Annotated in this window: 10 protein-coding genes; 4 read left to right on the top strand and 6 right to left on the bottom strand. The window is 72.2% G+C overall.

Annotation, left to right across the window (positions count from 1 at the left end):
• The first annotated feature begins 124 nt into the window (after window positions 1–124).
• The gene (locus tag Ade02nite_RS32445) at window positions 125–1,468 is read left to right on the top strand and encodes a hypothetical protein (protein ID WP_203772196.1); all 1,344 of its coding nucleotides are present in this window, start codon (window positions 125–127) and stop codon (window positions 1,466–1,468) included.
• Window positions 1,469–1,963: 495 nt separating this feature from the next.
• On the opposite strand, the gene Ade02nite_RS32440 is transcribed toward Ade02nite_RS32445, so the two are convergent.
• The 3 genes from Ade02nite_RS32440 to Ade02nite_RS32430 are packed head-to-tail and all read right to left on the bottom strand — an operon-like array spanning window position 1,964 to window position 3,205.
• Window positions 1,964–2,581 (bottom strand): hypothetical protein, encoded by a 618-nt coding sequence (locus Ade02nite_RS32440; protein WP_203772194.1) that lies wholly within the window; start codon window positions 2,579–2,581, stop codon window positions 1,964–1,966.
• Window positions 2,581–2,877, bottom strand: a complete 297-nt coding sequence (locus Ade02nite_RS32435) for a hypothetical protein (protein ID WP_203772192.1) — start codon at window positions 2,875–2,877, stop codon at window positions 2,581–2,583. The genes Ade02nite_RS32440 and Ade02nite_RS32435 overlap by 1 nt, the downstream gene beginning before the upstream one ends.
• A gap of 1 nt (window position 2,878) precedes the next feature.
• Window positions 2,879–3,205, bottom strand: coding sequence for a YbaB/EbfC family nucleoid-associated protein (locus Ade02nite_RS32430; RefSeq protein ID WP_203772190.1), 327 nt, complete (start codon window positions 3,203–3,205; stop codon window positions 2,879–2,881).
• A gap of 167 nt (window positions 3,206–3,372) precedes the next feature.
• Between Ade02nite_RS32430 and Ade02nite_RS32425 the strand changes: the two genes are divergently transcribed.
• The gene (locus tag Ade02nite_RS32425; protein WP_203772188.1) at window positions 3,373–4,566 is read left to right on the top strand and encodes a DNA polymerase III subunit delta'; all 1,194 of its coding nucleotides are present in this window, start codon (window positions 3,373–3,375) and stop codon (window positions 4,564–4,566) included.
• A 330-nt stretch (window positions 4,567–4,896) separates the two neighbouring features.
• Here Ade02nite_RS32425 and tmk read toward each other — a convergent pair whose 3' ends face one another.
• Window positions 4,897–7,350: a dTMP kinase gene (gene tmk / locus Ade02nite_RS32420; RefSeq protein ID WP_239169226.1), complete on the bottom strand. Its 2,454-nt coding sequence runs from the start codon at window positions 7,348–7,350 to the stop codon at window positions 4,897–4,899.
• A gap of 229 nt (window positions 7,351–7,579) precedes the next feature.
• Here tmk and Ade02nite_RS32415 point away from each other — a divergent pair, with 229 nt between their 5' ends.
• Window positions 7,580–8,785, top strand: coding sequence for an amino acid deaminase/aldolase (locus Ade02nite_RS32415; protein ID WP_203772186.1), 1,206 nt, complete (start codon window positions 7,580–7,582; stop codon window positions 8,783–8,785).
• A gap of 7 nt (window positions 8,786–8,792) precedes the next feature.
• On the opposite strand, the gene Ade02nite_RS32410 is transcribed toward Ade02nite_RS32415, so the two are convergent.
• The gene (locus Ade02nite_RS32410; protein ID WP_203772184.1) at window positions 8,793–9,422 is read right to left on the bottom strand and encodes a TetR/AcrR family transcriptional regulator; all 630 of its coding nucleotides are present in this window, start codon (window positions 9,420–9,422) and stop codon (window positions 8,793–8,795) included.
• Between the two features lie 137 nt (window positions 9,423–9,559).
• Here Ade02nite_RS32410 and Ade02nite_RS32405 point away from each other — a divergent pair, with 137 nt between their 5' ends.
• Window positions 9,560–10,861: a D-arabinono-1,4-lactone oxidase gene (locus tag Ade02nite_RS32405; protein WP_203772182.1), complete on the top strand. Its 1,302-nt coding sequence runs from the start codon at window positions 9,560–9,562 to the stop codon at window positions 10,859–10,861.
• 3 nt (window positions 10,862–10,864) lie between these two features.
• On the opposite strand, the gene topA is transcribed toward Ade02nite_RS32405, so the two are convergent.
• Window positions 10,865–13,648: a type I DNA topoisomerase gene (gene topA / locus Ade02nite_RS32400; protein WP_203772180.1), complete on the bottom strand. Its 2,784-nt coding sequence runs from the start codon at window positions 13,646–13,648 to the stop codon at window positions 10,865–10,867.
• Window positions 13,649–13,749 lie beyond the last annotated feature (101 nt).

Genomic DNA, 13,749 nt, shown 5'->3' with positions numbered 1-13,749 from the left:
CAGCTCGGGACCGGACGGCACGCGGTCGGGCGGCTCTCGCGGGCAGAGCGGTGCCGGGCAGATGACCGGATCCGACAAGTCGGGTTCGCGGCATTCCGATCCCGCCGCGCCCTCGTCGGACAAAATGGACTCTGATGACCCCGGCGCCGACGGCGGGGATTCTGGTGCGGACGGGCGCTCGGGTCTCGGGCGCTCGGGTCTCGGGCACGGCGCGGACGCGACGGAAAGCGCCAAGAGCGCCACGTTGTCCGATGTGGGCGTCGGCGAGGCGCGCACCGTCATGATCGCCGAGGCCAAGACCGCTTCGGCCGCGTACGGACGGATGCTCGACGGCCTGACCGAGGGCAACGGCTCGCTGAGCAAGCCGATCCTGCAGAAGGCGCCGCCGACCAACGCGAAGGCGGCGGAGCGGCCGACCTCCGCCGGCAAGGCGGGCCCGCTCCGGCTCGGCGACGGGCGGCTCAGCGCGCACGCTCAATGGGATCCCGCCATGGCGTGCGGCCGAGCCGTCGGTGAGACGTCGCGCTCGGAGTCGCGGATCACGAGCCTGCGGTTGCACGACGGGCTTGTCCGCGTACCGGAGAAGCTCGCAAGCGTGAGCACGACGGCGCTGGAGCGAAGTGGCGAGAATGCGCGGACGGTGGCCTCGGCGACGATGAAGGCCGGGCGGATCGAGCTGGCCGACGGGCGGGTCCGGGTGCGCGTGCTGCGGGCACCCACGCTGACGACCTCGATGTCGGCGGGCGAGGGTGGCAACGTCGACTATCGGCCGGCCGTGCTGGAGGTGTCGGGCGACGGCATCGCCACGAAGCGGCTGGAGACCGCGGGCGACCACGCCGAGATCACGCTGACTCCGGATCGGCACGCGACGGAGTCGGTGCCGCTGAGCGGTCTCGCGGAGCTGAAGGGCCTCCGGAAGGCCGGGCCGCTGCCCGTGCCCGCGGTGCCGGGCCTGCCCCCGGTGGCGGCGGCGCCGCAGCCCGAATCCGCTTCCTACGCGAAAACGGGCACGCGTCTGCGCATCTCGCTCGGGGATGTCCGCCATGCGGCCAAGGGGAACGCCATCGCCGCTCGGGCGACGGCCGTCAAGCTCTCCCTGATCCGGTCGGTCGCGGCGCGGCCGGAGACGGCCGCGCGCTCTGAGACTGCAACGCGTTCGGAGACTTCAGCGCACTCGGAGACTTCAGCGCATTCGGAGACTTCAGCGCATTCGGAGACGAAGGATCGGGGCAAGCCCGGCTACGGGCACAAGCCGCAGGTGACGACCACTTTGGACATGTCGCTGGGCCTGCTCGAGTCCGCGGCGGTCTCCCCCGCCGAGCAACCGGTCGCGACAGGCGGCGTGGGTGGCGGGCTTCCCGTGACCGGCCCGCGCCTGGACCGCTTGGCCATGGTCGGCGGCGCACTGCTGCTGGCGGGCATCGCGGCGGTGGCGCTGGGCATGCGCCGCAGGCGTTCGCAGTCCTGACCGAGCCGGGCAGGAACGGACGGACGAACCGGAACCGAGTGGGCCAGATGGAGAGTTGTCGATCTCCTGAAGGCTGAGCCCGGCACGACGGACGTCCGATCCTGCTTGACCGAGCGGCCCGAAGGCGCCGCAACCCCGAGACAACCATCCATCGATGGCGTTGAGTAGTCGGTACACCTGCGGGGGGTGCAGGAGGTCGCGGCGTCGCATTCGGAGTTTTTCCGGTTATCCGAATGCGGCGCCGCGCCCATGCCCGGCCCAGACCGCCCGGCCCGGATCGCCTGGCCCAGACCGCGCGGCCCAGACCGCCCGACCCCCGGCAGCCCAGCCCCAGCCGCCCAGCCTTCGCCGCCCGGCTCTGGCCGTCCGCCCTGGCCACCCAGCCCCCAGCCGCCCAACTTCGGCAGGAGGCGCCGCGCAACCGACGCCGACGCCCACACCGCCGGGCGACCGCCCATGCGTCGCCCCGCGCTCCCGTCGGCGCGAGCTTGGCGGCTACACCGGGATCGGGTCAGTCAGTGGTCTGGACTCGCGCATGAGCTCCTCCGCTTCGATGTAGTGGTCGGCGATGGCACGCAGGACATGAGTGGTCACGGCTGCCGCCGCTTCGATCGAGGCCGCGTCGGGCGGATGCGCGCCGGATGACGTCTGGAGGGTCAGCCCCTCGGCCGAGGTCAGGACCTCCGCCAAGGCGGCCGCCAGACTCTCGCGGGCCCGGACCATCCAGTCGTGCAGGGCGGCGGCCAGGTCGGCCGTGGCCTCGAGGCGCTCGTCGAGGCTGTCGTCCGCACCGGCCAGGTGGCCGCTGACGCGGCGGCGCAGGTCGTCGTAGGTGTCGGCGGCCTCCCCCTGCCAGTCGCCGCCGGGCGGCGGCAGGCCGGCGGCTGTCGCGACGCAGGAACGGGCGGCCGCGCGCAACTCGGGCACGGCGTCGGCCAGCGCGGCGGGGTCCAGAGCGGCCACCGCATGCGCGGCGTCGGCGGGCAGAAGCCGTACGCGTCGAAGCTGTTGCCACAACGCGTGACCGGCGGGCGCGCCCGCCTCGTCGATCACCTCCTCCGCCCGGCGCAGCAGCGGGGTGGCGGCGTCGAGCACCTGGTCGAGATGATCCATCACAGCTCCCGTGCCAGGCGCCGGCGGACCGAGTCGTCCGTCGCGGCGTAGTCGTCGCGGGCGGCGCGGATCGAGGCGGCCATCGCGGTCAGCCGGGCCGAAGCCCGGGCCGCCTCTTGCGCGCGGGCGGCCACGGCGGCCGCCCAATGCTCGCGGAGGCTCTGGCCGAGCCGGCCGGGCAACCCGGCAGCGGCGTCGGCGAAGGCGCCGGGCGGAACGGTCAGCGCAGCCGCCGCGCGCTCGACGCCGCGCAGGTCGTCGGCCGCGCGGTCGAGACTCTCGGCGAGGTGGTCCATGTCATGCCTCCCCCAGCGCGCGCGGCTGCCCGAAGATCTCGCCGCGCAATTTGTCGCGCGCCCAGCGGGCGGCGTCGGTCGCCGCGGCCACCACGGCCTGGAGCTCGCGGGTGAATTCGTCGGCATCGCGGTGTTGCAGGCCGCCGTGGACGCGCATGTCCGTTATGCGGCCGGTGGCGGTCACGGTGGCCTCGATCGAGCCGTCCGGCGAGTGCACGGAGACCAGGTGCGACTCGACGGCACGGTCGAACTCGGCGCGCAGCTGCTCGACGCGACGATGCCGGTCGATGGCCTCACTGATCCACGCCTCGTCGATCTCACGCACCATGCCGAGACTCCTCACTGCGTGTCAGCATTGCGTCGCTTATCGGGACCAGAACGTACCCGGAAGAGTGACCGCTTCGCTACGACGAGTTCTCCACTGTGGATAACCGCGGACGCCCGGCCTGTGGATAACTTCGAGACCTGTCGGACCGGCGCAATACCATCGTGGGCGTGACTGACGTCTTCGCTGATCTGGTGGGCCAGACCGAGCCCGTGGCCACGCTGCGCCAGGCGGCCGCCGCGGCGGCTCGGGTGGTGGCCGGCGAGCAGGTGCCCGCCGGCGCGATGACCCATGCCTGGATCTTCACCGGGCCGCCAGGGAGCGGGCGCTCGGTCGCCGCGCGGGCCTTCGCCGCCGCGCTCGAGTGCGAGCGCGACGGGGTGGGCTGCGGCGAGTGCCACGGCTGCCACACGGCGCTCGGCAAGACCCATGCCGACGTGCGCTTCGTGGTGCCCGAGGGCCTCTCGATCGGCGTCAACGAGATGCGGACCCTCGTGCTGCGGGCCGCGAGCGCGCCGTCCGGCGGGCGCTGGCAGGTCGTGGTGATCGAGGACGCCGACCGCCTCACCGAGCAGGCGGGCAACGCGCTGCTCAAGGCGATCGAGGAGCCGCCGCCGCGCACGGTCTTCCTGCTCTGCACGCCGTCGACCCACCCCGACGACATCTCGGTGACGATCCGGTCCCGCTGCCGGGTGGTGGCGCTGCGCCAGCCGCCCGCCGACGCGGTGGCCGAGGTGCTGTCCCGGCGCGACGGCGTCGCGCCCGACGTGGCAGCGTGGGCCGCGGCCGCCGCGCAGGGACATGTCGGGCGGGCGAAGAGGCTGGCCGGCGACCCCGAGGCCCGCAGCAGGCGCGAGGCGGTCCTGGCCGTTCCGCGGCGGCTGAGCAGCGTCGGGGCCTGCTACGAGGCGGCCGCCGCGCTGATCAAGGCGGCCGAGGCCGAGGCGGCGGAGGCCGTGGTCGAGACCGACGCGGCCGAGCGCGCGGCGCTGGAGCAGGCCCTGGGCGCCGGCGGCACGGGCCGGGGAGCGGCCGGAGCCATGCGCGGCGCGGCCGGCCAGCTGAAGGAGCTGGAAAAAAGGCAGCGGTCCCGCGCGACCCGCTCGAAACGGGACGCGCTCGACCGGGCGCTGGTTGACCTGGCGGGCTTCTACCGCGACGTGCTGATCACCAACCTGCGCGCTCCGGTCTCGGTCGTGCACACCGACGCCGCCGCCCAGTCCGCGGCCGCCGCCGACAAGTGGAGCGCCGAGAGCACCCTGCGCCGCCTCGAGGCCGTCCTGGCCTGCCGCGACGCGATCGACCAAAACGTCAAACCCGAGATCGCCGTCGAGGCCATGATGCTCACGCTCTGGCGCGGTTGAAAATTCAAGAGGTACGGAGGTGGTTCGTCACGCCGGAGGAGGGCCGCACCCGCCGTAGCGACCGGCTGGGTGCCACGAGGGCCCGTCAGCGAGCTTCCGGCCGGTTCGGTGGCTACCGACCGGCTGGCTGCAACGAAGGCCCACCGCCGGGCCTGCGGCTGAGCTACGGGGCGGCAACGCGCTCAGGCCGCGCCACCCGGCAGCGGCCAACGCCCGGCGACGGCCAGCGGTCAGCGGTCAGTCAACGCTTGGCGGTGGCCGGTGGCCGGCGGTGGTTGGCGGTCGGCGGCGGCCGGCGGCCGGCAGTCGGCGGCGGCCGGCAGTCGGCGGTCAGCGGTGGCCGGCGCGTGTGGGGCCGTCGGGGGTCTCGTCGTCGTTGACGCCGAGCAGTTCGGCCATCTCTTCGAGCGGCGGTTCCTCGTGCCGTTCGGCGGGGTGAGGCGCAGCGTGGCGGCGAGTCCCCGCGCCGGTGGCACTGTCGACCGACGATGCGGAGTTGGCGGACGAGGCGGAGCCGGCCGACGAAGCAGAGTCGGCCGCCGGGACGGAACCAGCCGCCGGGACGGAACCAGCCGCCGGGGTCGAACCGGCCGCCGGGATGGAACCAGCCGCCGGGGTCGAACCGGCCGCCGGGACGGAACCAGCCGCCGGGGTCGAACCGGCCGGTGGGACGGAACCAGCCGGTGGGATCGAGTCGGCCGCCGGGATGGAACCGGCCGCTGGGGTGGAGTCGGCCGTTGGCTGTTCGGGGGTTTGGAGGTCCGGGGCGTGCAGGTCCGGGCCCGGCGGGACCGCTGTCGAGGCGGGGGCCGGGTGGGTGACGCCGTCGCCGGCGAGGAGGGTGGCCAGGCGGTCGTCCACCGCGGCGCCCAGTTCCTCCGGGGGGCGGGCGGCGTCGAGCACCAGGTAGCGGCGCGGGTCGGCGGCTGCCAGGTCGAGGAAGGCGTAGCGGACGCGCTCGTGGAAGGCCCGGGACTCGCTCTCCAGGCGGTCGGTGCCCTCGCCTCGGGAGTCGACTCGGCCCAGGCCCACCGTCGGGTCCACGTCGAGCAGGACTACCAGGTCGGGCTTCAGGCCGCCCGTTGCCCAGGACGAGAGCCAGGAGATCTCCGAGACCGGGAGGGTGCGGCCGGCTCCCTGGTAGGCCAGGGACGAGTCCACGTAGCGGTCGCTGATCACCACGGCGCCCCGGGCCAGGGCGGGGCGGACCACCGTGGCCACGTGGTGGGCTCGGTCGGCCGCGTAGAGGAGGGCCTCCGCCCGCGGTGACGGGGCGTCGCCCTTGTCGAGGACCAGGCCCCGGATGCGGGCGCCCACCTCGGTCGCGCCTGGCTCTCGGGTGACCACCACGTCGTGGCCCGATGCTTCGAGGGCTTCGGCGAGGCGGCGGACCTGGGTCGACTTGCCGGCGCCCTCGCCGCCCTCGAAGACGACGAAGACGCCGCTGCGGACGAACTGCTCGTCGGGGGCGAGCGGGCGCCCGCGGATCGAGCCCCACAGGTCGGCCAGCACGGGGACGCCGCGCTTGTCGTCCATCTGGCGGAACGAGCTGATCCCGACGATGACGCCGGCCGCGCCCGCGACCAGCAGGAGCACGCGGGTGAACGAGACGTCGACGCTGAACGCGCCCAGGTCGACCCGGCGGGAGCTGCCCAGGCCGACCAGGAAACCGGCGAGGGTGATGGCCAGGAGCAGCACCATCCGCACGCCGATCTGCACGACGGCGAAGACGCGCCCGCGTACGGCGTCGTCGACCTCGCCGTACAGCAGGGTCGTGCCTGCCAGGAACGCCATGCCGGCGCCGGCGCCGACCAGGAGGGCGCCGACGAGGGCCATCGACAGGTGGAACGCCACGCCGAGGAACATCACCGAGCCGCTGGCCAGGACGATGCTCATGCCGAACCAGCGGCGGCGGGAGAGCTCGCGGATGATCATGGGGCCGAGGCCGATGCCGACCGCGAGGCCCATGAAGATGGTGCCGAAGAGCAGGTAGAACGCGGCCTCGCCGGCGCCGAGCGAGGTGGCGAAGGTCTTGGCCGCGCCGATCACGATGCCGCCGGCGGCGAACGCGCCGAAGATGCCGAGCACCAGGCCGCGCACCAGCGGGGTGCCGCCGATGTACTTCCAGCCGTCGAGGAACTGGCGGACCATGCTCTGCTCTTGGGCTTCGCGCTGGCGTTCGGCGCTCTTGCCGCCGATCTCCTTGATGCCGAAGAAGACCGTGAGCGCGGTGACCAGGCGGGAGATCGCGTTCAGGTAGAGCGCCAGCTGGACCGGGGCCGCCCAGTCGGGCAGCGTCACCCCGGACTGCTGGAGGCCGGCGGTCAGCGCCGAGAGGACCAGCGCGGCCAGGATCGGCGTGATGCCGTAGGTCGTGACCAGCGTGAGCTGGTTCGAGACCTCGATGCGCGACTTCGGGATCAGGTTGGGGACCGCGGCTTCCTTCGCCGGGATCCAGATCAGCGTGATCGTCTCGCCGATGAACGTGGCGATCGCCGCCCACGCCACGGTGACGCCCGGCGAACCGCCCAGCAGCGGCACGAGCGGGATCGAGCCGTAGAAGACGAAGCGCAGCAGGTCGGTGATGACCATCGTGTAGCGGCGGTCGAACCGGTCGGCGAAGACGCCGGCGATCGGGCCGAGCAGCAGGGCGGGGAGCAGGCGTACGGCGATGGTGCCGCCGAAGGCCGCGCCCTGGCCGGCGCTGCTCTGGAACTGGGCAGCGGCGAAGATGCCGGTGGCGAGCAGGCCGATCCAGTCGCCGAAGGAGGCGAGGCCGAGCACGAGCCAGAGCCGCCGGAAGGGCCGGATACGCAGCACGGACCGCAAGGCCGCCGCACCCGACAGGTCTACCGGTCCGGTTTCCCGCTTTTCGGTGTCGATGGCCGTACCTCCCGTGATCCCCGCAGGGTGCACTCTATCGGGCGGCCACGAGCGGCCTGCTCACCCACGTTCGGGTATCGAAAAAGTGAAGCCCTTTCGCGTTGCCTTCATCACGCGTTAAGTTGCTGGCGTGATCGACCGCACACTTCTGCAGAAGCGGCTCGACCGGGCCACCGGCCACCTCGAGACGCCGGTCGCCGCCGTCGACCTGGCCGCCTTCGACGACAACGCCGCCCAGCTCGTGGCGCGGGCGGGCGGCAAGCCGCTGCGCGTGGCGAGCAAGTCGGTGCGGTGCCGGGCGCTGCTCGAACGCGTGCTGGCGCGGCCGGGCTGGCGCGGCGTCATGGCGTACACCCTGGGTGAGGCGATCTGGCTGGTGCGCCAGGGCCTGACCGATGACGTCCTGGTGGCGTACCCGACCGTCGATCGGATCGCCCTGCGCGAGCTGACCACCCAGCCGGACCTGGCAGCCGCCATCTCGATCATGGTCGATCACCCCAGCCACCTCGACCTGGTCGACCAGGTGACGCCGCCGGGCGCTCGCCCCGCGCCGGTGCGGCTGTGCCTCGATCTCGACTCCTCCTGGCGGCCGGCGGGGTCGCTGCACCTGGGGGTACGTCGTTCGCCGGTGCACAGTGCGGCACAGGCCGGCACGCTGGCCCGCCGTCTCGTGGCGCGGCCCGGCTTCGCGCTCGTCGGCATGATGTCGTACGAGGCGCAGATCGCCGGACTGGGTGACCTGCCACCCGGCCAGACCCTCAAGGGCCGGGCCATCCGCCTGATGCAGTCGAAATCCCTCCCCGAGCTGATCGAGCGGCGGGGAGCGGCCGTGGCGGCCGTCCGGGAGCACGCCGACCTGGAGTTCGTGAACGGCGGCGGCACCGGCAGCGTGGCCGCGACCAGCGCCGACCCGGCGGTCACCGAGGTCACCGCCGGTTCCGGGCTCTACGGGCCGACGCTCTTCGACGCCTACAGCGCGTGGCGCCCGACCCCCGCCGCCTTCTTCGCGCTGAGCGTCGTGCGCAGGCCGGCGCCGCGGATCGCGACGGTGCTCGGCGGCGGCTGGATCGCCTCCGGACCCGCCGAGACGTCCCGCCAGCCCACCCCCTACCTGCCGGCCGGCCTGCGGTTCAAGCCCGACGAGGGCCCCGGCGAGGTGCAGACGCCGCTGGTCGGCGCCGCCGCGGCGACGCTACGGCCGGGCGACCGCGTCTGGTTCCGTCACGCCAAGGCCGGCGAGCTGTGCGAACACGTCAACGAGCTTCAGCTGATCGACGGCGAGACAGCGGCGCCGACCCCGACGTACCGCGGGGAGGGCCATGCGTTTCTGGGGTGACGACCGGTCAGCTGGGCACGTGACGGTGCAGGTACTCCCGGATCAGCGCCTTGGCCTCGGTCAGCACGGCCTCGTCACCGTTCTGGTCGCGCCGGAACGCCAGCTTGATCAGCGCGTCCGCCGCCTCCACCGAGATCTGCAGCGCGAAGCGCAGCCGCGCGCGGTCCATCAGCTGGAACTGGTCGACCAGCAGCTCGGCGAGGCGGTCGGCGATCACCGCGTTGTTGTCCCGCTCGACGTCGAGCAGGTGCACGTCGACCACGTCACCGAAGTGCAGCGTGCGGAAGCCGGGCACGCTGCGGTGCATGTCGATGTACGCGTCGATGGCCGCGTCGACTCCGTCCCACCAGTGGGCGAAGGTCTCGCTGCCGAACCGGTCGGACAGGCTCTGGAGGTACGCGTCCATGTTGCGCATGGCCAGCGCCTGCACGATCGCCCGCTTGTCGGGGAAGAACTGGTAGACCGAGCCGATGGCGACCTCGGCGCGCTCGGCGAGCAGCGTCGTGGTCAGGCCCTCGTAGCCCACCTCGTCGACGAGCTCGGCGCAGGCGTCGAGCATGCGTTGGACCCGGGCAACGCTTCTGCCCTGCACCGGGACCCGGCGCAGGGGCCCGGTGGTGACGGTTGGTGTCGACACGCGTCGCCACTCCCTCTCAGCAGTGAATATCGGAACGTTACTCGGATCAACGAGCGAGAGGCATCGACGGGACGCGGGAGATACGCGGCGTCCCCGGTTTTGTGCGACTGTGCGCTCGTACGGAGGACAAAGCCATCATGACGACCCCCCTGAACGCCCGCCGTTGGATCAACTGGGGCGGCAACCAGCAGGCCATCGCCGCCGACGTCCTGACCCCTGGCACTGTCGACGAGGTGACGGCCCACGTCAAGGATGCGTCGGGAAACGGACGCAGGGTGAAGGCGGTCGGCAGCGGCCACTCGTTCACGTCCATCGCCGTGGCCACCGACCAGCGGATGGTGCTGCACCGGCTCAACGAGCTGGTCTCGGTGGACGGCGACCTGGTCACCGTGCAGGCGGGGATGCAGCTGGCCAAGCTGAACGCCGTGCTGGCCGAGCACGGGCTCGCGATGCCCAACCTCGGCGACATCGACCAGCAGACGGTCGCCGGCGCCATCTCGACGGGCACGCACGGCACCGGCGGCGGGCACACCACGCTGGCGTCCTGCGTCGAGGGCGTCACGATCGTCACCGGCTCCGGCGAGACGCTGACGGTCACGAAGGGCGACGAGATCTTCCCGGCCGTGCAGCTGGGGCTCGGCGCACTGGGCATCCTCGTCGAGGTGACGCTGCGGTGCGTGCCGGCGTTCACGCTGCTCGCCGACGAGCGGCCGATGGCGCTGGCCGACGTGCTGGCGGGGCTCGACGAGCTGATCCAGGGCAACGACCACGTCGAGTTCTACTGGTACCCGTACACGGACCGTGCTCAGCTCAAGCGCAACAATTGCGTGCCGGAGCACGATCGGCCGCTGTCGCCGTTCCGCGGCTGGCTGGACGACGAGTTCCTGTCGAACACCCTCTTCCAGGGCGTCTGCCGCCTCGGCAAGGCGGTGCCGGCGACCGTGCCGGCCATCCAGAGCATCGCGGCCCGCGCCCTGACGGCGAGGACCTACACGGAGCGGTCGGATCGAGTCTTCTGCACGCCGCGGCGAGTGCGTTTCACCGAGATGGAGTACGAGATCCCGCGCGCGGCGCTGCCCGAGGTGCTGGACGCGTTGCCACGAATCATCGACGGGCTGCCGTTCAAGGTGCAGTTCCCGGTCGAGGTGCGCTTCACCGCCCCGGACGACGTCTGGCTGTCGCACGGGTACGGGCGCGACTCCGCCTACGTCGCCATCCACCAGTACTCGGGAGTCACGCACGAGCCGTACTTCCGCGCCATGGAGGCCGTCTGCCAGCCGCTGGGCGGGCGCCCGCACTGGGGCAAGCTGCACTATCGCAGCGCCGACGACCTGCGCCCGGCCTATCCGAGGTTCGACGACTTCGTGGCCGTGCGGGATCGGCTCGACCCGGCCCGGGTCTTCGCGAACGAATACCTGGACCGGGTGCTCGGAGCCTGAGCCCTACTCGGCGGAGGCGGCGGCCTTCTTGGGAGCCGCCTTCTTGGGAGCCGCCTTCTTCACCGCGGTTGCCTTCTTCGCCGCGGTCGCCTTCTTGGCCGGCGCCTTCTTGGCGGCCGGCTCGGCGGTCTTGGCCGCGGCCTTCTTCGCCGCCTTCTTCTTCGGCGCGGGGCCCTTGGCGCGCTTCTCGGCGAGCATCTCGGACGCCTGCTCGACGGTCAGCTCCTCGGGCGTCTGCCCGCGGCGCAGCGACGCGTTGTATTCGCCGTCGGTCACGTACGGCCCGAAGCGCCCGTCCTTGATCACCAGAGGCTTCTCGGTGACCGGGTCGGGACCCATCTCGCGCAGCGGCGGCGCGGCGGCCCGGCGCTGACGGGTCTTCGGCTGCGCCAGCAGCGCCAGCGCCTCGTCGAGCGTGACCGTGAAGAGCTTGTCCTCGTTCTCCAGCGACCGGTAGTCGGTGTCGCGCTTGATGTAGGGGCCGTAGCGGCCGTTCGCCGCCGTGATCTCCTTGCCCTCGGCGTCGACGCCGAGCGTGCGCGGCAGGGTCAGCAGCTTGAGCGCCTGCTCGAGGGTGAGCTCGTCGGGCACGTGCGACTTGAACAGCGACGACTTGCGCTCGCCGCTCTGCACGTACGGCCCGAAGCGGCCCGACTTGAGCTGCACGGGCTCCCCGGTCGCCGGGTCGTCGCCGAGCGTCCGCTCGCCGCCGTCGCCCAGGTAGAGCTCGTCGACCTTTTCGGGAGTGAGCTCGTCGGGGGCCAGGCCCTCGGGGATCGAGGCGCGCTCGCCCTGCACGTCCTCGTCGGCGGTGGGCAGCCGGCGCTCCAGGTAGGGGCCGAAGCGGCCGACCCGGACCACCACGGCGCGGCCCTGCTCGTCGGTGAAGAGCGGGATCGAGTTGACCGAGCGGGCGTCGATCGCGCTCAGGTTCTCGGTGACCATCTTCTTGAGGCCGCCGGCCTTGGCGATCGCGTCGTCGGCGCCCGCGGTCTGGCTGCCGAAGTAGAAGGAGGTGAGGAAGTCGAGCGCGGCGTGGTCGCCACCGGCGATGTCGTCGAGCTGGCTCTCCATCGAGGCCGTGAAGTTGTAGTCGACCAGGCGCGGGTAGTGACCCTCGAGCAGGCCGATCACCGCGAACGCCAGGAACGACGGGATCATCGCCTGGCCGCGCTTCTCGACGTACCCCCGGTCCTGGATCGTCCGCATGATCGACTCGTAGGTCGACGGGCGTCCGATGCCCAGCTCCTCCAGCGCCTTGACCAGAGACGCCTCGGTGTAGCGGGCGGGCGGCGAGGTGTGGTGGCCGACGGCGGCCAGCTCCTCGGCGGTCAGCGGCTGGTCCTTGACCAGGGTCGGCAGGCGGCGCTCGGCGTCCTCGGCCTCGGCGTTCTCGTCGTCGGAGGACTCCACGTAGGCCCGCAGGAAGCCGGGATCGGTGATCGTCTTGCCGGAGGCGGCGAAGTCGACCTCCTCGTTCGCCGTGGAGATCGCGCGGATCCGGACGCTCACCGAGTTGCCGACCGCGTCGGTCATCTGGGACGCGATGGTGCGGCGCCAGATCAGCTCGTACAGCTTGAACTCGTCGGTGGAGAGCTCGTTGGCGACCTCGCCCGGCGTGCGGAAGTTGTCGCCGGCGGGGCGGATGGCCTCGTGCGCCTCCTGCGCGTTCTTGACCTTGCCGGTGTAGCGGCGCGGCTGCGGCGGCACGTTCGACGGGCCGTACAGCTCGGCGATCTGACGGCGGGCCGCGGTGAGCGCGGTCTCCGACAGGTTGACCGAGTCGGTACGCATGTAGGTGATGTAGCCGTTCTCGTACAGCTTCTGCGCGGTGCGCATCGTCTGTGAGGCGGAGAACCGCAGCTTGCGGGCGGCCTCCTGCTGGAGCGTCGAGGTGATGAACGGCGCGTACGGCCGGCGGCGGTACGGCTTCTCCTCGACCCGGGTGACGGTGAACGGGCGGTCGTCGAGGCGGGCGGCGAGGCCGCGGGCGCCGCTCTCGTCGAGGTGCACCACGCCGGCGCCGGCCTTGACCTGGCCGGTGGTGGGCTCGAAGTCCTTGCCGGTGGCGACGCGGTCGCCGTCGAGGGCGATCAGCGTGGCGTTGAAGCTGCGCGGCCCCTCGACCTGTCCCTGGACGGCGAGGGTGGCCAGGATGTCCCAGTATTCCGCGGTGCGGAACGCCATGCGCTGGCGCTCACGCTCCACCACGATGCGGGTGGCCACGGATTGGACACGCCCGGCGGACAAGCCGGGCATGACCTTCTTCCAGAGGACGGGGCTGACCTCGTAGCCGTAGAGGCGGTCGAGGATGCGGCGGGCCTCCTGGGCGTCGACCAGGTCGCGGTCGATGTCGCGCGGGTTGGCCACGGCGGCCTGGATGGCCGGCTTGGTGATCTCGTGGAAGACCATGCGCTTGACCGGGACGCGCGGCTTGATCGTCTCGACCAGGTGCCAGGCGATGGCCTCGCCCTCGCGGTCCTCATCGGTGGCGAGGAAGATCTCGTCGACTTCCTTCGCCAGCTTCTGGAGCTTGGCTATCTGGGCCTTGCGGTCCTGGGAGACGACGTAGAGCGCGTGGAAGCCGTTGTCGACATCGACGCCGAGCCGCGCCCACGACTCGCCCTTGTACTTCGCGGGCACGTCGGCCGCCTTGCGCGGCAGGTCGCGGACATGGCCGAAGGAGGCCTCGACGAAATAGTCGGGCCCAAGGTAACCGGCGATCGTCTTGGCCTTCGACGGGGACTCGACGATGACCAGACGGGTCGTCCTGGTGTCACTCGGCACGGCACTCCCACACTTCGCACTCAGCTGTCCTCAGCGTTCCGCCATCCCTCCGGCGGAGCGCAGACTTTCAACGTAACGCGCCGGACGAGCCCTCATTCCCT

Origin of the sequence: Paractinoplanes deccanensis (assembly GCF_016862115.1) — a bacterium.
GTDB lineage: Bacteria > Actinomycetota > Actinomycetes > Mycobacteriales > Micromonosporaceae > Actinoplanes > Actinoplanes deccanensis.
Note: the sequence above shows the minus strand (reverse complement) of the source record. Positions and strands in the feature narration are given on the sequence as shown.